Genomic DNA, 21,796 nt, shown 5'->3' with positions numbered 1-21,796 from the left:
ACTTACCCTTTGAATGCGGTGACTTCGATTTCGATTTTCATGTTCGGCTTGATCAGCCCGGCCACGACGCAGCTGGCGGCGGGGCGGATGGTGCCGAACACCGGCGCGGTCGCCTGACCCAGTTCGTCCCAATAAGCGGGGTCGGTGATATAATATGTGACGCGCACCACGTCGGCAAAGGCAAAGCCCGCTTCGTCCAGTGCCGCGCCAATGACCTTGAGCGCGTTGGCGGCCTGATCGGCGACGCTGTCGGGCATGGTCTTGGTTTCGGGATCGGTGCCGGTGGTGCCGGCGACGAAGCACCAGTCGCCCTGGACGACGGCACGGGAATAGCCGACCTGCGCCTCAAAGGGCGAGCCGGACGAAATAAGCTGGCGGGACATGACGGATTCCTGCTGCAGTGCGAAAGGATCGCGGCCGCCCTTGCCCCCTTGGCCCGATGCTGTCCAGTGGATTCAGCTACGCCCAAGCGGAACGGCGGGCGATGCGGACCGTTGGAGAGGGATTGAACCTGTTACAGGAGAGCGTCCATGGCCCACCCTATCCCCGACAATGATATCGACGATAATGCCGAACAGAGCGAGGCGGGAACGCAGGCGCAGGATGTGGCGGAGTCCGCACGGACGCGGGCTACCGACCTGAGTGAGGATAGCGAACGCGGCGGACACAGCAATCCGGCGCAGATCATCCCCGATGACGTGCCGGACCTGGTCGACACGATGAATGCCATGAACCGGTCAGGCCGGATCGACATGGACGCTTATGCCGGGGAACCGGCAATGGATGACGAGGACGGGGTGGAAAGCGACGAGGACTGAAGCCTTCGATCAGGCGGCGGCGCTGCCGCCGTCCAGCGCGAAATTGATCATGCCGCGCGCCATATGTCCCAGCGCCTGCGCCATCGCATCGCCAATGGCGGGGTCCATATCCTGCTGACCCGCTATGGCGCAGGTCATCGCCAGCGCCCAGTCGTCGGCCAGTGCGGGGGTGATCGGGAAGGCGCGGTGGAGCGACATGACGCACTGGCCGCGCCCGAACCAGTCGCGCGGACCACCCAGCCAGCCCGACAGAAAACGGGTCAGGCCATGGCGCACTGGTCCCAGGTCCGCGGCATGGAGCGCGCGCAGGTCAGCATAGAGGCTGTCCTGTTCAATGAGGTCGTAGAAGCGGTTGACGATCGCCGCGACCACCGGTTCGCCGCCGATGCGGACATAAGGGCTGGGCGGTGCGGCGGCGTTCATCGACTGGCTCCATTTCGGATGAAGGAGGAGCCAGCATGACGCATGGGAAGCGCGCGTCATTGATCCGCGTCAAATCCGATCCTCACCGGATCGGCGAGAGGATGGACCGGCTTTAACGCCCTCTTTGCCAATGGCCGCCTATCCTGGCGGCATGGCGAGACAGAGATATGGACGAACGCAACGGCGCAGCGCGGGCTTTAGCGGTCCGGCGATCATCTACGCGCTGTGCCTGGGGCTGCTGGTTGGCTGGTACGGGCCGGTATGGATGGAGCGCGGCGCGTGGCCGCCGCTGGAAGTGCCCCGGCAGAGCGTCCCGACCGATAGCCTGTCCGCTCAATTTGGCTTTTGCCATAGCGGCGGCGGGGTCAATTGCGTGGTGGATGGCGACACATTCTGGTTCAGCGGCGAAAAATACCGGATCGCGGATATCGACACGCCCGAAACCCATGGACCGCGCTGTGCTGCCGAGGGCGCATTGGGCGCACGGGCGACGGAGCGGTTGCAGGCGCTGATGAATGAAGGCGCCTTTTCGCTGGAAAGCGGCGATCGGGATACCGACCGCTATGGTCGGGCGCTTAGGGTCGTGACGCGCGGGGGCGAATCGATCGGCGGGATGCTGGTGGCCGAAGGATTGGCGCGCGAATGGGACGGGGCGCGACGGGACTGGTGCTGAAAAAGGCGGACGCGCAGCGCCCGCCCCTTCGTTCAACTTAGCGGCAGTTCAGGCTGCCACGGTCGATTTCACGGCCCAGCAGCGCGCCTGCGCCGCCGCCGATCAAAATGCCCGCGACATTGGACTGGCCACGGTCGATCTGGCTGCCGAGCAGGCCGCCGAGCGCCGCGCCGATGATCAGGCCGGTCGTGCCGTCCGAACGGCGGCAATAATAGCGGTCGTCATAGCCGCGATAGATGCGGGTGCGGCGATCGACACGGATCGGTTGATAGCCGGTGCGATAATAGCGGTCGGGCCGATAGCTGCGGCCGTAGCGCGGATCAGGGCGGTTCCAGTCATAGCTGTACACCGGGCGGCCAGGCTGACGGTATGTGACGCGGCGGTCGTCCCGGCGGTCCTGGCGCCAGTCGCGGCGATCATAACGGCGGTCGGCGCGACGCTCCTGCCGGTCGTCGCGGCGGTCTGCGCGTCGGTCCTGGCGGTCATCCCGACGGTCCGCCCTGCGGTCCTGGCGATCATCGCGCCGTTCATGCTTGTCGTGGCCCGGCTGGGCAAAGGCGGGCGTGGCCGCAAGCCCGGTCAGCGTCATCGCGCCGAGCGACAGCGCGGCAATGGCCTGTCTGAAAGAGAATGTCATGGGCGGGGTCCTTCGCGTGGGTGCAGTCTTGAATGTCAGAACCACCGACAATAGAGGATGTTGCATGAACGATATAAAACCGTCCGTTCATCGTGGAGCAGGATGAGCGGGGAACGGGATGGCGACAGGATCGACGCAAACCAAAGCTGTTTGATGAAATTGGGTGATGCACCAGCACAACCCCATGGTCGGCCCGTCAGCCCTGATCCTGATAGGCCATCTGGAGTATGCCCCAGTGCCGCCCCTTCACATGGATCGACGCGATCACCTGTTTCAGCAGGATGACGTCGCCGGTCGCGGTCAGGCGGCGATAGGCCTTGATACAAAAGGGCTGGGTCGTGCGACATTGTTCGCGCGTATCGGGGAAATCGAAGATCAGCCCCTGGCGCGAATATTCCGCATTCCATGGGTCATCGCCCGACCGCTGGGGATGGGCGCGTTCGGGCATGGCGATCGCACCAAAGGCGTTGCGGTCGGTAAAGGTCATGCCGAACAGGCCGGTGAAGGCGCGGGCCTTGTCCTGCTGCACACGCGCGGCGGGCAGCATCACATCCTGCACAGGATGGCTATATTGTTGCGGATTGGTGCCGGGGATGGGCGTGGGATAGTCGCTGAACAGTGCGGCTTCGCTGATCTGTCCGCTGTCGATCGCCTGTTCCATCGCGCGACTGACGATCTCGGCTGATTCCAGGCTGAAACCGATATAGGGCGAATCGGGGATGGCGACCCCGCTTTCGGCCAGATATTGCAGCAGCATGTTGGTATCGTCGCTGGCGGTCGATACGCGCCCCGACAGCCGTTGCAGCCCGCCCGCATTGTCCGCCGATGTGCTGGCGAGCGCAGCCAGGCCGGAGCGGATTTCACCCGCCGATCCCACGATCGACGCGATCCGTTCGGCGACGCCCTCGCTGTTGCTCGACAGGTCGACCATCAAGGAGCCAAGCCGTTCGACCAGCGCCTCTATGTTGCGCGTGTCCGATTGCGCGGTGCGCGCGGTCTGCGCGCCGCGGTTGATACTGTCGAGCATCCCGCCTGCTTCGCCGGTCAGCGCCGCGATCGACTGTTCGATCGTGTGGGTCGCTGCCCCCGTTTCCTGCGCCAGCTTCTTCACTTCAGCAGCCACAACGGCAAAGCCGCGCCCGGCATCCCCCGCGCGCGCCGCCTCGATCGTGGCGTTGAGCGCCAGCAAATTGGTCTGGCTGGCAATGCCGCTGATCACATTGGTGACATGGGCGACGGTCTTGAGCGCTTCGCCAAAGCCGTCCAGCCGCTCATGGATGCGGCTGACCTGATCGATCAGGTCGACAAACACATGGTTGGCGGCGGACAATTGCCGGCCCGAATCGTCGATGATGGAACGGGCGGCAATCGCCTTGGCGCGCGCGTCCTGCCCGGCATATGCCACGCTTTCGCCATCGTGCGACAATTGCGTTGCCGCGCCGCTGATCGCCTCGATCGTGCGCGCCTGATGCGTCACCCGGTCGGCCAGTTCGCTGATATCGGCCTGTAAATCGAGCGTGCGTATCCCCAGGTCGCCCGACAATTTGGCCACCTTCATCACCGCTCTTGCAACGGTTTCGGATTTCGCTTCGCTACCCACGGATTGAGGGCTAATCCAACATGGTAAAGGAAAGATTAGCGGGGCGTCAGAGCGATCCCGCGAGCGCCAGCACCACGCCCGTCACGACCAGCAGCAGCCCGATAGCCTCGCTGCGCTGCATCTGTTCCTTGAGGTAAAAATGGGCAAAGCCCATGGTGAAGGCGACCTCGACCTGCCCGACGATCCGCACCAGCGCGACCGGCGCGGTGGCAAAGCCGGTGAACCAGCAGGCCGACCCCAGCGCCGAGAGCATTCCGACCTGTCCCGACACCCGCCAGGTGGCGAACACCCGCCGCATCTCGCCCGGTTCGCGTGCCAGCAACCAGCCCCCCTGCATCATCGTCTGGAGCGCGACCGTCACCGCCAGCACGACCAGCGCTGCCAGAATCGGATCGCCCGTTTCCACCTGCTGCGTCGCGCGGCGGATGCCGATCGCGGTCAGCGCGAAAAACAAGCCCGACGCGATGCCGCATAACGCGGCAGGCTGGCCCAGCGCGCGGATGAAATCCATTGGCCCCATGCGCCTGCCACCGGTCGAAAGCAGCATTACCCCCGCCACGCCGCAGCCGATCCCGGCCCAGGCGAGCGGCGACAAGCGCTCGCCCATGAGCAGGAAGGACAGGAGCGCGCCCTGCACTGCCTCTGTCTTTGAGTAAGCGGTGCCGACGACGAAATTACGATGCCCGAACGCCAGGATGAGCAGGTTGGTCGCGATGATCTGCGCCAGCCCGCCGCCGATGCAGAAGAGCGGGAAGAGCGGACCAAGGGAGGGGACAGGCACGGGAAAGGCCAGCCAATATCCGCCCAGCAGAAGCAGCGCGAAGGGCAGGCCGTAGAGATAGCGTACCAGCCCAGCCGCATTGAGCGACAGGCTCTGGCTCAGCCGCCGCTGGACGGCAGTGCGCCATGCCTGCACCCCACCTGCCATCAGCGTTGCGGGCAGCCAGATCGGGGAACTGATCATCGCGTTGCTATAACTGCTCGGCGCCCTGCGTCATCCCATCATCACCAGCATGGTGAAGAACAGTACCAGCGCGAGGCAGGCGAACATATAGAGCAAAGGCAGCCGCCACAGCGCGCCAAGGCGTGACAGGCTGTAGGCGTCCTTCATCTGCCGGTACATGTGCCAGGCGGCATAGAGCAACAGTGCGGTCGTCACCAGACCGGCGGTGACATGCAGCGCCGACAGCAGCATCGACAGCGAAAAGAGCAAGGACATGAAGGCGATCGAATAGGTCACATAGATCGCATGATCATATATTTTGAAGCGGCGGCTGAACGGGAAGAGCAGCCACACGAACGGCATGGAAAACAGGATCAGCGCCCAGGAGAATTTATAGGCATTGGCCTTGAGCTTGTAATAGGCCAGTTCCGGGTCTTTCGCAGCGGCGCTGACGACTTCGCCCACTGTCGCGGCGACTCCGCCATTCATGCCTTCACCGCGCAGACTTTCAGTCATATTGGCGGCGAGCGAGATGCCCTTTCGCTCCTCGCGCGCCTCGCCCAGATCCTCGTTCAGCGTCGCGCGCTGCGCCGGGGTCAGACCGGGTGCTTTCAGCCGTGCCTCGATCTTCGCAATCTGCGCGTCGGCCTTCGCCTCTTCGGCGCGCAATTCAGCGATCGCGCCATCGTCCATCTGCACCATCTTGCCCGCGCTGGCGCCATGGCCGCTGGTCAGCGAGAAGATGGCGTACATCAGGAAAGCGCTGAACAGGAACAGGGCGAAGGGCGACACGAATTTCGCCCGCTCGCCATGGATGTAGCGCCGCGTCAGCTTGCCCGGCCGCAGCGCCAATTCGGGCAATGTCCTGAATATCTTGCCCTCAAAATGCAGCACGCCATGGGCCAGATCATGCCCGATTGCGCTGAAACTGCGGTGAACATGCGTCGCCTGCCCGCATTGCGCGCAATAGGCACCGGTGAGCGTCGCGCCGCAATTGAGGCAGGCGCCATGGCCTTCATGCTCTGACTCGCCATGCCCTGGCTCGACCGCGCGCGCGATCATGCCTCCGGTGATAGCGTCCCCCGCCGCGTCTATTTCCCCCGTCATGGGGAACAGGATAACAGCGGTGTATGACGCTTGCCAGACGGTTGTTTGCGCTGAGAGTCTGTCGCGAAATGCGCGAAAGAGCGCATTTCGGTTGCCGCACCGGCCCACACCCCCAACCGACCGCCCACAGAGTGTATCCTGAATGGGAGGTCGGGTGGGGGTGTGGGCCGGTGCGGATGCGCCAAAGGCGCATTTCGAAACAAACTCTTAGCTGGGCTTGACGCCGGGCAGTCCATGGCGCGACCAGTCCCGCCCCATCGTCCAGTTCGCCTCCAGCCGCACCAGCGGATTGGGCGCGCACCAGATTTCGCCGCTGTCGGACAGGCCCGTCACCCAGATCAGATTATGTTCCTGCCCATAATCGATGACGGCCAGGGCATAGCCCTTCCCCTTGCCCTCAACATGAACAGGCAGGGGTGGGTCGAGTTGGGTGAAGGACATGGGACTGGCTCCGGGATAAGAATAGGGAGACAATGCCAAGTAGAGGCCAGGGTTCCGGGGGCTTGATGCAGGTTGGTGCGATTATAACTCCTCCCCATGCGCAGCATGGGGAGGGGGACCAGCCGAAGGCTGGTGGAGGGGAAATGCGCAACGGTCGAGTATATGCCGCGCAACCGCGTCCAGATCAGCCAGCACATCGGCCGCCCTGATCCGTATGATCCTTACGCCCTGCGCCGCGATCCATGCATCGCGTTGCGCATCATGCGCCATCTGGCGGGGGTCGTCATGCACAGCGCCGTCAACCTCGATCGCGATCCGCGCGGCGGCATAATAGAAATCCAGCACATAAAAGCCAAGGGGATGCTGCCGCCGAAACTTTAGTCCTTGCGGTCGGCCGCGCATCCATTGCCATAATATGACTTCGGGTGGTGTCAGGGCGCGTCTGAACTTGCGCGCTTTCTCGACGGTTTTTCTATTCGGAGGCATTTGCGCATCTCCCCTCCACCACTCGCTTCGCGAGCGGTCCCCCTCCCCAAGCAAGCTTGGGGAGGATCGAAAACTCACACGCCCTCCAGCAGCCCTTCGCGCTTGATCTTCTCCTGCCAGACCAGCGGGGCGAGGTGGTGGACATTCTGGCCTTCGCTATCGACCGCTACGGTCACGGGCATGTCCTGCACGTCGAATTCGTAAATGGCTTCCATGCCCAGATCCTCAAAGCCCACGACCTTGGCCCCCTTGATCGCGCGGGCGACCAGATAGGCCGCGCCGCCGACCGCCATCAGATAAGCACTCTTATGCTTGGCGATGGCTTTGGTCGCCGCCACGCCGCGTTCAGCCTTGCCGACGCAGCCCAGCAGGCCCTGCTCCAGCATCATGTCCATGAAGCTGTCCATGCGCGTCGCGGTAGTGGGACCAGCGGGGCCAACCACTTCGTCGCCGACCGGATCGACCGGGCCGACATAATAGATGACGCGGCCCTTGAAATCGACCGGCAGGCTCTCGCCCCGGCTCAGCATGTCCTTGATCCGCTTGTGCGCGGCGTCGCGCCCGGTCAGCATCTTGCCGTTCAAGAGCAGCCGGTCGCCATGCTTCCAGCTCTGGACGATGTCCGGCGTCAGCGTGTTGAGGTCGACCCGGATCGCCTCCTTGCTCGGCGTCCAGTTGACGTCGGGCCATTCGGACAGCTTGGGCGCTTCCAGATAGGCGGGGCCGGAGCCATCCAGCGTGAAATGGGCGTGGCGGGTGGCGGCGCAATTGGGGATCATCGCCACGGGCTTGCCCGCCGCATGGCAGGGATAGTCGTAAATCTTGACATCAAGGATGGTGGAGAGGCCACCCAGACCCTGCGCGCCGATGCCCAGCGCGTTGACCTTGTCGAAAATCTCGACCCGCATCTTCTCAATCTCGGTCTGCGGCCCGCGTGCCTTGAGTTCGCCCATGTCGATCGCGTCCATCAGGCTTTCCTTGGCCAACGCCACCGCCTTTTCCGCAGTGCCGCCAATGCCGATGCCCAACATGCCAGGCGGGCACCAGCCAGCGCCCATTTGCGGGATCATCTCCAGCACCCAGTCGACGATCGAATCGCTGGGGTTCATCATCTTGAACTTGGTCTTGTTCTCGCTGCCGCCGCCCTTGGCCGCGACGTCGATGACGACCTTGTTGCCCGGCACCATCTCGACCGACAGGACGCAAGGGGTATTGTCCTTGGTATTCTGACGGCTGAACGCGGGATCGCGCAGGATGGACGCGCGCAGGCGGTTTTCGGGGTTGAGGTAGGCGCGGCGCACGCCTTCGTCGATGACGTCCTGCATGGAGCGGCTATTGTCATCCAGCCGGCACTCCATGCCCCATTTGACGAACACATTGACGATGCCGGTATCCTGGCAGATCGGGCGATGCCCCTCCGCGCACATGCGGCTGTTGGTCAGTATCTGGGCGATGGCGTCCTTGGCCGCCGGGCTTTGCTCCGCCTCATAGGCTTTGCCCAGCGCGCGGATGTAATCCATCGGGTGATAATAGCTGATGAACTGAAGCGCGTCGGCGACGCTCTCTATCAGGTCGGCGGTCTTGATGAGCGTCATCTTACCCAGATCCCTTATGTCTGCGGCCCGGCCCTGCACGGCGGGTTCCTGCACGGGCAGCGGCTAGTCAGGAATCGCCCGCCTGTCCAGAGAGGCGCAGTTTGGAGTTTGTGTAGAAATGCGCCGTTGGCGCATCTCTTACCCACCCGCAAAGGGGAACATCGGCCACCACGGTTCCTTCTCTGCCAGCACCCGCGCAAAGCTGGGCCGCGCCACCAGTCGGGCGAGATAGGCCGCAAGGCGCGGATAATCGCTGCCGATCGGCACGATCTTGTCGGCATAGAAGAGCGCGGGGGCCGCCGCACAATCGGCCAGGGTGAAATTTTCCCCCACCGCCCAGCCATGAGTCCCGATCCGTGTTTCCAGCAGGGCATAGGCTTTCGCGATCAGCGCGCAGGCCTGTTCTACGCCATAAGGGTCGCGCGAGTCGGCTGGGCGCAGCCGGTCGGCGACGATCGCCTGCATCGGGGTCATGACATAATTGTCGAACAGCCGGTCCATCATCCGCACCTGCAACGCCGCGTCGGGGTTGAGCGGAATCGGCCGGAACGTGCCCGGTTCATGGTTCATCAGATATTCGATGATGATGCTGGCTTCGGCAACGATCGTGTCGCGGGTCGAATCGCGCAGCAGCGGGAACTTGCCGATCGGCCACAGCGCCAGCCATTCCTGCGCGACCCCCTCCTCCTCCATCATCCGCGGCGTGAAGGGCGTGCCATTTTCGTAAAAGGCGATCAGCACCTTCCAGCAATAGGAAGAGAGCGGGTGATAATAGAGAATCATCGGTCGGCCTTTGCGTCGGGTGAACGGGGCGGGCGGCGGTCTGCTGGAGGCACCGTCATAGCGCCTTTTGCGCGCGCCAACGCATTTGCGTGGCAAGGCAAAATTATTTTTTATGCCGCTTTTCCCTCTTGTCTTTCCGGGGAGCGAGGAAAGTCCGTGCGTCGCTGCGTTGCAATGGGCAAAAACAGCGACGAAAGGAATCGGAACAGCGACGAGCTGAGTCCCTAAACCGTCATTTACCCTCTTGCGCGTAAAACAGGCTATGGCACTATCTGTGGTATCGGGTAAACGGGGGTCACCCAACAGATTGTGATTGTGTCGCTGGACCGGTTTTCAGCGCCAGGGGGCTTTTGTCCCTGCAATCGTGTCAGTTGGTCCCATTTCCGCCCCGTCGCGATACGGTATCTGCTAAGGTGTCGGCACCTGCCGAACCAGCTTGACCGAATCGAACGGAACAGGAACATTCGGGGGCGCATATGGATTTTCGTGATAGCGGACAGGGTGGAACAAACGACGTGGCGACTGTGATGGATGATGTGATGGACCGGGTGAGCGAACAGCCTGCCGCGCCGACCAAGGCCGAGCCTTTATCCTCGTCCGCGGTGCTGGAACGGCGCTTCGACGTCGTGACCGACCGGTCGCGCGACGCACTGCTGACCGAGTTTGGCAAGGATACGCTCAACGACCGCTATCTGTTGCCCGGCGAAAGCTATCAGGATCTGTTCGCCCGCGTCGCGGCGGCCTATGCCGATGATCAGGGCCACGCCCAGCGCGTCTATGACTATATTTCGCGCCTCTGGTTCATGCCCGCCACCCCGGTGCTGTCCAATGGCGGCACCGGACGCGGCCTGCCGATCAGCTGCTATCTGAACAGCGTGGACGACAGCCTGGAAGGCATCGTCAACACCTGGAACGAGAATGTCTGGCTGGCTTCGCGCGGCGGCGGCATCGGCACCTATTGGGGCAGCGTGCGCGGCATTGGTGAGCCGGTCGGCCTGAACGGCAAGACCTCAGGCATCATTCCGTTCGTGCGCGTCATGGATTCGCTCACCCTGGCCATCAGCCAGGGCAGCCTGCGCCGTGGCTCTGCCGCCTGCTATCTCGACGTGTCGCACCCGGAAATCGAAGAATTCCTCGAAATCCGCAAGCCCAGCGGCGACTTCAACCGCAAGGCGCTCAACCTGCATCATGGCGTGCTGCTGACCGACGAGTTTATGGAAGCGGTGCGCGACGGTGCTGACTTCCACCTGCGCAGCCCCAAGGATCAGTCGATCCGCGGCACCGTCAACGCCCGCGCCCTGTTCCAGAAGCTGGTCGAAACCCGCCTGGCCACCGGTGAGCCCTATATCGTGTTCAACGACACGGTGAACCGCATGATGCCCAAGCATCATCGCGATCTGGGACTGAAAGTCTCGACCTCCAACCTCTGCTCCGAAATCACCCTGCCGACGGGTCGCGACCATCTCGGCAATGACCGCACCGCCGTGTGCTGCCTTTCCTCGATGAACCTGGAAACCTGGGACGAGTGGAAGGATGAAAAGCTGTTTGCCGAGGATATCATGCGTTTCCTCGACAATGTATTGCAGGACTATATCGACCGCGCCCCGCCCGAAATGGCGCGCGCCAAATATAGTGCGATGCGCGAACGCTCGGTCGGGCTTGGCGTCATGGGCTTCCACAGCTTCCTCCAGGCCCGCGGCATCCCGTTCGAAGGAGCCATGGCCAAGTCGTGGAACCTGCGCATGTTCAAGCATATCAAGAGCCAGGTGGACGAAGCCTCCATGCAACTCGCGATCGAGCGCGGCCCCTGCCCCGATGCTGCCGATCAGGGCGTGATGGAGCGTTTCTCCTGCAAGATGGCGATCGCGCCGACCGCGTCGATTTCTATTATTTGCGGCGGCACGTCGGCCTGCATCGAGCCGATCCCGGCGAACATCTACACCCACAAGACGCTATCGGGCAGCTTTTCGATCAAGAATCCCTATCTGGAAAAGCTGCTGGTCGAAAAGGCCAAGGATTCGACCAATGTCTGGAACTCGATCCTGGAGCATGGCGGCTCGGTCCAGCATCTCGACTTTCTGAGCCAGGAAGAAAAGGACACGTTCAAGACCAGTTTCGAGATCGATCAGCGCTGGCTGCTCGAGCTGGCCGCGGACCGCACCCCCTATATCGACCAGGCGCAGTCGCTCAATCTGTTCATCCCCGCCGATGTGGAAAAATGGGACCTGCTCATGCTTCACTTCCGCGCATGGGAACTGGGCATCAAGTCGCTTTACTATCTGCGGTCCAAGAGCGTGCAGCGCGCCGGTTTCGCTGGCGGCGTGGAAGCCGACAACACGATCGACGCGCCCAAATTCGAACTGGCCGGCGGCAGCACCGATTATGACGAGTGTCTGGCCTGCCAGTGACATATTGTGATCGGCCGGTTGATGCGCCCAGGCGCGTTCTGGTCGATCATACCGTTTTTTAATTTGCGGTCATTGCCGCAGGAGTAACCCCTATGTCCCTTCTCCAAGCCTCCAAAGTCTACAAGCCGTTCGAATATCCATGGGCCTATGAATATTGGAAGCGCCAGCAGCAGCTGCACTGGCTGCCCGAAGAAGTGCCTTTGGGCGAGGATTGCCGCGACTGGGCGCAGAAGCTGTCCGATCATGAGCGCAACCTGCTGACGCAGATTTTCCGCTTCTTCACCCAGGCCGACGTGGAAGTGCAGGATTGCTACCACGAAAAATATGGCCGCGTGTTCAAGCCGACCGAGGTCAAGATGATGCTGACCGCGTTCAGCAACATGGAAACCGTCCATATCGCGGCCTACAGCCACCTGCTCGACACGATCGGGATGCCTGAAAGCGAATATTCGGCCTTCCTCCAATATAAGGAGATGAAGGACAAGCACGACTATCTGCAACAGTTCGGCGTCGACACGGACGAGGATATCGCCCGCACCCTCGCCATGTTCGGCGGCTTTACCGAAGGGCTGCAATTGTTCGCGTCCTTCGCGATGCTGATGAACTTCCCGCGCTTCAACAAGATGAAGGGCATGGGGCAGATCGTCACCTGGTCGATCCGCGACGAGACGCTGCATTGCGAGGGCATCATCAAGCTGTTCCACGCCTTCTGCGCCGAACGCCAGTGCCTGACCCCCGCGGTCAAGGACGACATCATGGACATGTGTCAGAAAACCGTCCGCATCGAGGATGCGTTCGTCGATCTGGTGTTCGAAATGGGTCCGGTCCCCGGCATGACGCCCAAGGACATCAAAAAATATGTCCGCTACATTGCAGACTGGCGGCTGGGCCAGCTGGGTTTGAAGCCCATCTACATGATCGATGAGCATCCGCTGCCCTGGCTCGCCCCGATGCTGAACGGTGTCGAACATGCCAATTTCTTCGAAACCCGCGCGACCGAATATTCAAAGGGCGCGACGCGGGGCCAGTGGAACGAAGTCTGGGACGCCTTCGACCGCCGCAAGACCCGCGCGGCACCGGCCAATGCAGACGACGTCACCGACCCCGACATGTTCAAGGCGGCGGGCATCGCGGCGGAGTGATTTCTAATTTCAAAAATGGGAGAATGACATGACGTAGCGATGAAACATCCAAATCCGTTCAAATGCCACCGAAAAACCCGGATCGCTCAATTCCTTAACCCCTCTTTCTGACGGATAGAGGCTAATAATGCCGCCAGATTTTTGATGTTACATATGCGACGATCCCGATAATTTGTAGGTGGCAATACCATAAAGGATTCGCCACATGCGCATCGGCCGCATTTATAAGGATCGGATTGGTCTATGGACTTGGGAAGTATTGGATAGAAATGGAGTATATCTAAGATCGGAACGTTCATTCATGCAAAAGCATGAAGCTCAGTATGATTTAGATAATGCAACATATCTAATCCGCTCTGACCTAGCCTTTACCTAAAATTCGAACCGGGGATAGGCGGGAAACCGCCTATCCATCGGGCTAGAAAATTCTTTTGTCGATGTGATACGAGGCCAGACACCCGCTCCCCCTTGCCCCGCCGTCAGCCTGCGCTATGTCGCTGGGACATAGTCGGAACAGGAGCAGGCATGGGCCGCCTCATCAGCATCGCCAAAGCCACGGGAATAGCCTTGCTGTTTGCAATGGTCGCCCTGTGCCTCGCTGTGACGATCGTGCCGCCCTTCCTCGATCGCATCTATTATGAAGGACCGGAAAGCCGCCATTATGATGGCGCGCATTTCTTCAATCCCGATGGCGTGATCGATGTGCCGGCCCCGCCGGGGACGAGCCGACAGGGCTTTATCGCCCGCTGGCTGCTGGGCAATGACGACCGGCCGCCATGGCCCGACGCGATCGCGGTCAAGCCAGCCCGCCCCGCCCCCTTCGCCGCGCCGCGCGGGATGGTGGCGACATGGGTGGGCCATGCCACGGTGCTGGTGCAGGCTGCGGGCATCAATATCTTGACCGACCCGATCTGGTCGGACCATGCCAGCCCCCTGCCCCCCTTCGGCCCCAAACGGGTCGCGCAGCCGGGCATCCGCTTCGACGATCTGCCCAAGATCGACCTGGTCGTGCTGAGCCACAATCATTACGACCATATGGACCTGCCGACGCTGAAAAAATTATGGGACCGCGACCGGCCCAGGATCGTCACCAGCCTGGGCAATGACACGATATTGCAGGCGCATGGCATTCCGTCGACCGCGCTCGACTGGGGCCAGTCGGTCAGCGGTGCGGCGCTCAATGGCCTTGCCCCGCAAGCGGTGATCCAGTGCGGCAATTACGAACATTGCCCCGACTATCGCGTCCATGTGACCCGCAACCATCATTGGGGCAGCCGTTGGGGCGCGGATCGCAACCGGGCGCTCTGGTCGAGCTTTTTGATCGAGACGCGCGCGGGCAATATCTTCTTTGCCGGCGACACTGGCGCGGGCGACATGGGCTGGCCCTATGAGGCCACGCGCTTTGGCCCGATCCGGCTGGCGCTGATCCCGATCGGCGCTTTTCGCTTCTGGAAGGGGCAGATGGCGTCGGACGCGCATATCGGCCCGCAACAGGCCGTGGACGTGTTCAAACGGCTGGGCGCATCGACCGCGATCCCGATCCACTGGGGGACGTTCCGCCTGTCCTACGAACAATGGGATACGCCGCCCCGGATGCTCGACCTGTTCCTGGCGTGCGAGGGCATCGACCGCCAGCGCTTCGCCCCGCTGCGGATCGGCCAGTCGCTGCTGGTGCCGGGCTATTCCGCCGTGCCGCGGGGCAAGGGACGATGTGACCGGCGCGCGATCAGGGCGCTGGAGTAGCGCACGCCCGCATCACCCCTTGGGACAATCCCCCACCCGCTTGCCAGAGAGGTCATAGGTTGCGCGCAGCACTGCGCCGCCGCCTTCCGATTGCGTCATGGTTTCGCCCAGCGTGAGCGTATCGGCGGTATAATTGCCCTCCACCGCGATTTCCGACGTGCCCTTGCCCGCCGTGCAGGCCAGCGTCGCGATCAGGCGGCCCTTGCGCGCCATCTTGTCCTTATAGGCGCAGGCCGTACCATCCTTGCCCGCCAGGGCCGCGGCGTCCGGCATTCCTTCGGCATCGACGGTGAGGCAGATCTTGTCCTCGCTCACCTGTTTGAGCGCCGCCTGATATTGCGCCGGGGTGACGGTGGGGGTGTTGTAACCGGTGGTCTTGCGGGTCAGCACCCACTCGCCCGCCTGCATCAGGATCGGCGCCTCCTCCGCCTGCGGCGCGGGGGCCGGTTCGCTACAGCCGCCAAGGGCCAAAATCGTTACAAGCGGCATCATCGCAAGCGGGATCGCCGCCAGCACGGTCTTTTGCATATCCTCTCCCCCGTTCTCTCAATCGGAACGGGGGCAAGGCTCTACCCGTCGCGGCCAAAGCGCAAGCGGAAATGCGCGGGACTTATTCCGCCGTGGTGCAGGTCGGCCCGATCCACTTGCCTTCGGACCGCGCCTTCATCGCCATGGCCGCGCCGTTAGGGCCGCCTGCCATCTTCATGTCCATATCCATCGCATAGGCTTCCCCGCCATAAGTGCCGGACATGGCGGCCGTCATCGTGCCGCCCTCCGCCTTGCACGACACTTGCCCCTTCACGCTGCCGCCGCTGACGGCAAAGCCCTGATAGGTGCAATCCTTATTCTCCTGACCGGAAAACATCTCGCCGCTGGGATTGGCCGCTTCTTCGGGGGTGACGCAATATTTGAGCGAAGTCTGGCTCATCATGCTCTTCATCTGGTCCTTCATGCCAGCAGGCGCGCCCGGCATATTGGACAGGTCGATATCCTGCACGGTGAAGCGCCCCTCCCACTGGCCCGGCTTCAACTGCACCTTGTCGACCGCGGCCTTGACCTCCGCCTTGCTCATCGAGCCGTTGGCCGGCGCGTCGCCGGGCTTATCGCCGCAGGCAGCGAGCAGCAGGGTCATGGTGGCGGCGGCAAATACAGCTCTGATCATCGCTTATCCCCTCATCGCGTCGGCATGGGCTGGGCCGTGGATAGCGGAGCATATCAAGCCGGTGCGACATTGCAAAATTGTCGCCGAAATGGATGGGATTGAGCATTTTGTTCTTGTTTTGTTCTAATCGTTATGGTACGTCACTTCCCGCAAATCGGGGGATGCGCAAATGCCGGGGAATGAGTCGAGCCGACAGCCAGAACTTACAGCCTTCAACCTTTATCTGCGCACGGGCAGGCGAACCGCCATGGTCCCGCCCGTGCAGGTCGAAGTGAAATTCAACCCGTGGCATGATGAAAAAGACGGACGGTTCACCTTTGCAGGGCAAGGCCGTTACTTTCCGCGCGGCGGTGGCAATCGCGCGCAGGCAGGTGGAGCCGGGGCTAGCGGACAGGTGCGGAGACCAGCCCGGCCGGATAGCGATGGCGTGCCGGATCGCCGCCATCTGCGCGCCGATCATCCGGGCAACCATTCGACCCATATCGTGCAGCCGGGCGATACGCTGTCGGCCATTGCGGCGCGGCGCAAGGGACTGACCGCGCGCGATCTGGCATGGCTGAACCAGCATCCGCTCGACCGGCCGCTCCGCATCGGCCAGCGGATCAAACTGCCGCATCAGGCCTATCTGGATGCCGGACGTGCGGCCAAGAACAAGTTTCTGGCCCTGGCACATTATATGGACACGCATGGCGGGAAATTGCCACCCGACCCGGCCAATCCACCGTCGCTGGAAAGCCAGATCCTCGACACGAACTGGCGCAAGGAGACGAAAAATGGCTATGATTTCCATATCGATGTCATTGCGCGACCGAGGAAAATCTTCGCCAAGCTTTCAAATGGTCCAAAAGCATCCCGATCGCGCCGCAACCAGGCAAGCGCGGGCAAACCTGATCGCCTTGCAAGCGACGATGGCGGCCATTTTATCGCCGCTCGCTTCAACGGTCCCAGCGATAGCTTCAACCATTTCGCCCAAGATGCCAACTTCAACCGTGGTGCCTATCGTGCCATGGAAGATAGCTGGGCAAGGGATTTGCAGGCGGGACGAAATGTGCTTGTGGAGATCACCCCAAAATATGCTGGAACCTCAAAACGGCCAAACAGCGTCCACGTCATCTGGTACGTCGATGGACAGAAGAGTTTTCACAATTTCCCCAACCAAGCGAAAGGTCGATCCAATGGCGAAAGATAAATTCGACATCTTGGGTCCACTCATGGACGAGATCGGACAGGAATTAATTGCAATCGTCGGGGGAGAGCCAAATGGCGTATTTCTTTACGTCGAGATCGGAGACATGTGGGTTGGGCCAAGCATATTCAAGGATGAGGGGGATGTGGTTCGCTATCATGATTCCGACAGTGAGGTTCTTTCAGACCTTCTGTTTGAAGCGTGGTATGCCGAACCCGAAGGACCGAACATGCGGTGGTCGGTCATGGAATATGTTATAAATGATGGAAAATTCGACGCGACTTTCAAATATCCCGAAGAGGTCAATGTCGATGTCGTCGATTCAGCGCGCCGCGAAGCCGCCCTGCGCGCTCGTTTCGGCGATAAGCCGGTTGTCTATCCACCCATGCCCAAAGGCGCATTCGAGTTGAAGCCCTGACGTCAATTGCGCCCTGACGCAAAGACCCCATATTACCCCCATGGCCATCCAGATCCGCACCACGCTCGACGAGCCCGATACCGACGCCAGCTTCGTGCCGCACCGGCCTGCGCGGCCGGACAAGAGCGAGGGGGGGCGGCCCTTCACGCTGGTGAGCGATTATGAGCCGTCGGGGGACCAGCGCACCGCGATCCCAGAACTGGTGGAACAGGCGCTGGCGGGAGAGCGCGATCAGGTGCTGCTGGGCGTCACCGGATCGGGCAAGACCTTCACCATGGCCAAGGTGATCGAGGCGTTGCAGCGCCCGGCGCTGATCCTGGCCCCCAACAAGATTCTCGCGGCGCAGCTCTATGGCGAATTCAAGAGCTTCTTTCCTGACAATGCGGTCGAATATTTCGTCAGCTATTATGATTATTACCAGCCCGAAGCCTATGTTGCGCGGTCGGACACCTATATCGAGAAGGAAAGCAGCGTAAACGAGAGCATCGACCGGATGCGCCATTCGGCCACCCGATCGCTGCTGGAATGGGACGACTGCATCATCGTCGCGTCGGTCTCCTGCCTCTATGGCATCGGCTCGGTCGAAACCTATTCGGCCATGACCTTCTCTATGAAGAAGGGCGGGATAGAGGATCAGCGCGAGATCATCCGCAAGCTGGTCGCGCTCCAATATAAGCGCAACGATGCAGGCTTTGCGCGCGGCAATTTCCGGGTGAAGGGCGATAATCTGGAGATTTTCCCGTCCCATTATGAGGATACCGCCTGGCGCGTCAGCTTTTTTGGTAATGAGATTGAGGCGATTGTCGAGTTCGACCCGCTGTCGGGCAAGAAGGTCGCCAGCCTCGACTATGTGAAGGTCTTCCCCAACAGCCACCATGTCACCCCCGGCCCGACGCTCAAACAGGCGATGGAGGCGATCCGCTTTGAACTGACTGAGCGCCTGAAGGAGCTGGAGGCGGAGGGCAAGCTGCTGGAGGCGCAGCGGCTGGAGCAGCGGACCAATTTCGACCTGGAGATGATCGCTGCGACTGGCAGCTGCGCGGGAATCGAAAATTACAGCCGCTTCCTGACCGGCCGCCTGCCGGGAGAGCCGCCGCCGACCCTGTTTGAATATCTGCCCGAAAATGCGCTGCTGTTCGTCGATGAAAGCCATCAGACCGTGCCGCAGATCGGCGCGATGGCGCGGGGCGATCACCGGCGCAAGATCACGCTGGCCGAATATGGTTTCCGCCTGCCCAGCTGCATCGACAACCGCCCGTTGCGCTTCAACGAATGGGACGCGATGCGACCGCAAACGGTCAGCGTCTCCGCCACGCCCGGCAAATGGGAAATGGAGCAGACCGGCGGCGTATTCAGCGAACAGGTGATCCGCCCCACCGGCCTCATTGACCCGCCTGTCGAGATCAAGCCGGTCGAGGATCAGGTGGATGACCTGATCAACGAATGTCGCAAGGTCACGGCCAACGGCTATCGCACGCTCGTCACCACGCTGACCAAGCGGATGGCGGAGGATCTGACCGAGTTCATGCATGAGGCGGGGATCAAGGTCCGCTACATGCACAGCGACGTCGAGACGCTGGAGCGCATCGAGCTGATCCGCGACTTGCGGCTTGGTGTCTATGACGTGCTGATCGGCATCAACCTCTTGCGCGAGGGGCTGGACATTCCCGAATGCGGGCTGGTGGCGATCCTCGACGCGGACAAGGAGGGCTTTTTGCGTTCCGAAACCTCCCTGATCCAGACGATCGGCCGCGCGGCGCGGAACGTCGATGGCCGCGTCATCCTCTATGCCGACCGGATCACCGGCTCGATGGAGCGCGCGCTCAACGAAACCGGGCGCAGGCGCGAGAAACAGGAAGCCTATAACCGCGAACATGGCATCACGCCGACCACGATCAAGCGCAACATTGGCGACATCATCGCCCATGTGTCCAACAAGGACAGCGTGCTCATCGAAACCGGCGATGCCGACCGGCCCCACATGGTCGGCCACAATCTGCGCGCCTATATCGAGGATCTCGAAAAGAAAATGCGCGCCGCCGCCGCCGACCTGGAGTTTGAGGAAGCGGGCCGTATCCGCGACGAAATCCGCAAGCTGGAGGCCGAGGAACTGGGGTTGCCGCACGAGCAGCAGGTGGCAGCGCCCAGGGGCCGCGCAACCGAGGGCAAGCCGGGGACGCGGAAGTTGCGCTACGGCAAAACGCAGAAGAAATTTGGGCGGTAAGAAGGCCGCTTCTACTTTGGCCGTTCGTTTCGAGCGAAGTCGAGAAACGCTGTGCATCGGTTTCTCGACTTCGCTCGAAACGAACGGATGTGGTGTGTTATCGCACCCCAAAACCACCGCTGGATAATCCCGCGCCGCGCTCTACATAGCGCCTATGCCGCCTGACATGCCCACATCCGCGCCCTTGCCCCCTGTCTGGGCCACGCTTCGGCGGTTCCTGCCCTATTTGTGGCCGGCGGACGCCCCGGCGCTGCGGCGGCGGGTGGTTGTCGCCATGCTGTGCGTGCTGGCAGCCAAGGCCATCAGCCTGGCCATGCCCTTTGCCTATAAGGCCGCGATCGACCGGATGGTGCCGGGGATGGAACCCGCCGCCAGCCTCGCCATCGCGCTGGTCGCGGTCTATGCGGGCGCGCGCTTTGGCAGCGTGTTATTCGACAATCTGCGCAATGCGGTGTTCGAGCAGGTCGGGCAGGAAGCCGGGCGGCGGCTGGCCGATGATGTGTTCGTCCATCTCCACCGCCTGTCGCTGCGCTTCCATCTCGACCGGCGCACCGGCGCCGTCACCAAGATTGTCGAGCGCGGGACCAAGAGCATCGACACGATGCTCTATTTCCTGCTGTTCAACATCGCCCCTACCGTGCTGGAGCTGGTCGCGGTCTGCGCCATCTTCTTCGTGAAGTTCGGCGCGTGGCTGGTCATCGTCACGCTGGCGATGGTCGCGCTCTATATCTGGTTCACCCGCACCGTCACCGAATGGCGCAACCAGCTGCGCCGCGACATGGTGGATATGGACACCAACGCCGTCGCCCATGCGGTCGACAGCCTGCTGAACTTCGAGACGGTCAAATATTTCGGCGCGGAAAAGCGCGAGGCGAAACGCTATGGCACATCGATGCGGCGTTACGCGCAGGCGGCGGTCAAGAGCGAGAATAGCTTGGCCTGGCTCAATATCGGCCAGTCGCTGATCACCAACCTGATGATGGCGGGGGCGATGGGCTATACCGTGTGGGGATGGAGCCGGGGGCAGTTCACCACCGGCGACGTGGTGCTGGTCAATACGCTGCTGGCCCAGCTGTTCCGGCCATTGGACCTGCTAGGCATGGTCTATCGCACGATCCGGCAGGGGCTGATCGACATGGAAGCGATGTACAAGCTGATGGACACGCCGCAGGAGATTGCCGACGCGGACGGCGCGCCTGCCCTGGTCCCGTCGGGCGGCGAAGTGCGGTTCGATCATGTGCGCTTTGGCTATGATCCCGAACGGGAGATTTTGCACGATGTCAGCTTCACCGTGCCGGCAGGGCGGACTCTGGCGATCGTCGGGCCGTCCGGCGCGGGCAAGTCCACCATCGCGCGCATCCTGTTCCGCTTCTACGATATTCAGGGGGGCCAGGTCAGCATCGACGGGCAGAATATCGCCAGCGTGACGCAGGCATCGCTGCGCGCGGCGATCGGCATCGTGCCGCAGGACATGGTGCTGTTCAACGACACGGTCGGCTATAATATCGGCTATGGCCGCGAAGGTGCGAGCCAGGCGGAGATCGAAGCCGCCGCCAAGGCCGCGTCGATCCACGATTTCATCCTGAGCCTGCCCAAGGGGTATGAGACGCGCGTGGGCGAACGGGGTCTAAAACTGTCGGGCGGGGAAAAGCAGCGGGTGGCGATTGCCCGCACGCTGCTGAAAGACCCGCCGGTGCTGGTGCTGGACGAAGCGACCAGCGCGCTCGACAGCCGCACCGAGAATGAGATTCAGGATGTGCTGCGCAACATTGCGCGCAAGCGGACCACCCTGATCGTCGCGCACCGCCTGTCCACCGTGGTCGATGCCGACGAGATCATCGTGCTGGACCAGGGCCGCATCGTCGAACGCGGCCGCCACGCCGATTTGGTGCGGGCTGACGGGCTCTATGCCGTGATGTGGAACCGGCAGGCCGCCGAGCGGGAGGATATGCCGGTCGAGCCGGGGATAAGCGACGTGTTTGCGGTGGTGCGGGAATAAACCATTTT

The 21,796-nt window shown here is 62.0% G+C and carries 21 protein-coding genes; 9 read left to right on the top strand and 12 right to left on the bottom strand.

Features of this window, described 5'->3' with window-relative positions; all coding sequences use genetic code 11:
• Positions 1 to 2: 2 nt before the first annotated feature.
• The gene (locus tag D0Z70_RS12930) at positions 3 to 383 is read right to left on the bottom strand and encodes a RidA family protein (RefSeq protein WP_119747037.1); all 381 of its coding nucleotides are present in this window, start codon (positions 381 to 383) and stop codon (positions 3 to 5) included.
• Between the two features lie 147 nt (positions 384 to 530).
• Here D0Z70_RS12930 and D0Z70_RS12925 point away from each other — a divergent pair, with 147 nt between their 5' ends.
• The gene (locus D0Z70_RS12925; RefSeq protein ID WP_119747035.1) at positions 531 to 818 is read left to right on the top strand and encodes a hypothetical protein; all 288 of its coding nucleotides are present in this window, start codon (positions 531 to 533) and stop codon (positions 816 to 818) included.
• 9 nt (positions 819 to 827) lie between these two features.
• On the opposite strand, the gene D0Z70_RS12920 is transcribed toward D0Z70_RS12925, so the two are convergent.
• A complete protein-coding gene (locus tag D0Z70_RS12920; RefSeq protein ID WP_119747033.1) occupies positions 828 to 1,241 on the bottom strand; it encodes a globin domain-containing protein in 414 nt (137 codons plus the stop codon).
• A 151-nt stretch (positions 1,242 to 1,392) separates the two neighbouring features.
• Between D0Z70_RS12920 and D0Z70_RS12915 the strand changes: the two genes are divergently transcribed.
• Positions 1,393 to 1,914: a thermonuclease family protein gene (locus D0Z70_RS12915; RefSeq protein ID WP_239018909.1), complete on the top strand. Its 522-nt coding sequence runs from the start codon at positions 1,393 to 1,395 to the stop codon at positions 1,912 to 1,914.
• Between the two features lie 37 nt (positions 1,915 to 1,951).
• On the opposite strand, the gene D0Z70_RS12910 is transcribed toward D0Z70_RS12915, so the two are convergent.
• From D0Z70_RS12910 to D0Z70_RS12875, 8 genes are all read right to left on the bottom strand, one after another.
• Positions 1,952 to 2,551 carry a glycine zipper 2TM domain-containing protein gene (locus D0Z70_RS12910; RefSeq protein ID WP_119747031.1) on the bottom strand — a complete coding sequence of 200 codons (600 nt, stop codon included), beginning with the start codon at positions 2,549 to 2,551 and terminating at the stop codon, positions 1,952 to 1,954.
• Between the two features lie 196 nt (positions 2,552 to 2,747).
• On the bottom strand, positions 2,748 to 4,109 hold the full coding sequence (locus tag D0Z70_RS12905; RefSeq protein WP_119747029.1) for a methyl-accepting chemotaxis protein: 1,362 nt from the start codon (positions 4,107 to 4,109) through the stop codon (positions 2,748 to 2,750).
• 88 nt (positions 4,110 to 4,197) lie between these two features.
• The gene (locus D0Z70_RS12900; protein ID WP_119747027.1) at positions 4,198 to 5,115 is read right to left on the bottom strand and encodes an EamA family transporter; all 918 of its coding nucleotides are present in this window, start codon (positions 5,113 to 5,115) and stop codon (positions 4,198 to 4,200) included.
• 30 nt (positions 5,116 to 5,145) lie between these two features.
• Positions 5,146 to 6,201 (bottom strand): DUF3667 domain-containing protein, encoded by a 1,056-nt coding sequence (locus D0Z70_RS12895; protein WP_119747025.1) that lies wholly within the window; start codon positions 6,199 to 6,201, stop codon positions 5,146 to 5,148.
• 207 nt (positions 6,202 to 6,408) lie between these two features.
• Entirely contained in the window at positions 6,409 to 6,642 is a 234-nt protein-coding gene (locus tag D0Z70_RS12890; protein ID WP_119747022.1) for a hypothetical protein, read from the bottom strand.
• 81 nt (positions 6,643 to 6,723) lie between these two features.
• Positions 6,724 to 7,128 (bottom strand): endonuclease domain-containing protein, encoded by a 405-nt coding sequence (locus tag D0Z70_RS12885; protein WP_119747020.1) that lies wholly within the window; start codon positions 7,126 to 7,128, stop codon positions 6,724 to 6,726.
• A 74-nt stretch (positions 7,129 to 7,202) separates the two neighbouring features.
• A complete protein-coding gene (locus D0Z70_RS12880) occupies positions 7,203 to 8,723 on the bottom strand; it encodes a fumarate hydratase (protein WP_119747139.1) in 1,521 nt (506 codons plus the stop codon).
• Positions 8,724 to 8,861: 138 nt separating this feature from the next.
• Positions 8,862 to 9,506 (bottom strand): glutathione S-transferase family protein, encoded by a 645-nt coding sequence (locus D0Z70_RS12875; RefSeq protein WP_119747018.1) that lies wholly within the window; start codon positions 9,504 to 9,506, stop codon positions 8,862 to 8,864.
• A gap of 527 nt (positions 9,507 to 10,033) precedes the next feature.
• Between D0Z70_RS12875 and D0Z70_RS12870 the strand changes: the two genes are divergently transcribed.
• The 3 genes from D0Z70_RS12870 to D0Z70_RS12860 all read left to right on the top strand — a co-directional run bounded on the left by D0Z70_RS12870 (position 10,034) and on the right by D0Z70_RS12860 (position 14,799).
• Positions 10,034 to 11,914 (top strand): ribonucleoside-diphosphate reductase subunit alpha, encoded by a 1,881-nt coding sequence (locus tag D0Z70_RS12870; protein ID WP_420820381.1) that lies wholly within the window; start codon positions 10,034 to 10,036, stop codon positions 11,912 to 11,914.
• Positions 11,915 to 12,006: 92 nt separating this feature from the next.
• Complete coding sequence (locus D0Z70_RS12865) at positions 12,007 to 13,056, top strand: ribonucleotide-diphosphate reductase subunit beta (protein WP_119747014.1); 1,050 nt, start codon at positions 12,007 to 12,009, stop codon at positions 13,054 to 13,056.
• A 525-nt stretch (positions 13,057 to 13,581) separates the two neighbouring features.
• Positions 13,582 to 14,799: an MBL fold metallo-hydrolase gene (locus D0Z70_RS12860; RefSeq protein ID WP_119747012.1), complete on the top strand. Its 1,218-nt coding sequence runs from the start codon at positions 13,582 to 13,584 to the stop codon at positions 14,797 to 14,799.
• Positions 14,800 to 14,811: 12 nt separating this feature from the next.
• Here D0Z70_RS12860 and D0Z70_RS12855 read toward each other — a convergent pair whose 3' ends face one another.
• Both D0Z70_RS12855 and D0Z70_RS12850 read right to left on the bottom strand, forming a co-directional pair.
• The gene (locus tag D0Z70_RS12855; protein WP_119747010.1) at positions 14,812 to 15,327 is read right to left on the bottom strand and encodes a DUF3617 domain-containing protein; all 516 of its coding nucleotides are present in this window, start codon (positions 15,325 to 15,327) and stop codon (positions 14,812 to 14,814) included.
• 82 nt (positions 15,328 to 15,409) lie between these two features.
• Positions 15,410 to 15,961, bottom strand: coding sequence for a DUF3617 domain-containing protein (locus D0Z70_RS12850; RefSeq protein ID WP_239018908.1), 552 nt, complete (start codon positions 15,959 to 15,961; stop codon positions 15,410 to 15,412).
• Between the two features lie 247 nt (positions 15,962 to 16,208).
• On the opposite strand from D0Z70_RS12850, the gene D0Z70_RS12845 reads away from it, so the two are divergent.
• The 4 genes from D0Z70_RS12845 to D0Z70_RS12830 all read left to right on the top strand — a co-directional run bounded on the left by D0Z70_RS12845 (position 16,209) and on the right by D0Z70_RS12830 (position 21,788).
• On the top strand, positions 16,209 to 17,150 hold the full coding sequence (locus tag D0Z70_RS12845) for a LysM peptidoglycan-binding domain-containing protein (protein ID WP_119747006.1): 942 nt from the start codon (positions 16,209 to 16,211) through the stop codon (positions 17,148 to 17,150).
• Positions 17,137 to 17,565, top strand: a complete 429-nt coding sequence (locus tag D0Z70_RS12840; protein ID WP_119747004.1) for a hypothetical protein — start codon at positions 17,137 to 17,139, stop codon at positions 17,563 to 17,565. The genes D0Z70_RS12845 and D0Z70_RS12840 overlap by 14 nt, the downstream gene beginning before the upstream one ends.
• A gap of 40 nt (positions 17,566 to 17,605) precedes the next feature.
• A complete protein-coding gene (gene uvrB / locus D0Z70_RS12835; RefSeq protein WP_119747002.1) occupies positions 17,606 to 19,789 on the top strand; it encodes an excinuclease ABC subunit UvrB in 2,184 nt (727 codons plus the stop codon).
• 154 nt (positions 19,790 to 19,943) lie between these two features.
• Positions 19,944 to 21,788, top strand: a complete 1,845-nt coding sequence (locus D0Z70_RS12830; protein WP_119747000.1) for an ABCB family ABC transporter ATP-binding protein/permease — start codon at positions 19,944 to 19,946, stop codon at positions 21,786 to 21,788.
• Positions 21,789 to 21,796: the final 8 nt, after the last annotated feature.

The organism is Sphingobium terrigena, assembly GCF_003591655.1.
Classification (GTDB): domain Bacteria; phylum Pseudomonadota; class Alphaproteobacteria; order Sphingomonadales; family Sphingomonadaceae; genus Sphingobium; species Sphingobium terrigena.
The sequence above is the reverse complement of the archived record's forward strand: the minus strand, read 5'-3'. Positions and strand labels throughout refer to the sequence as shown.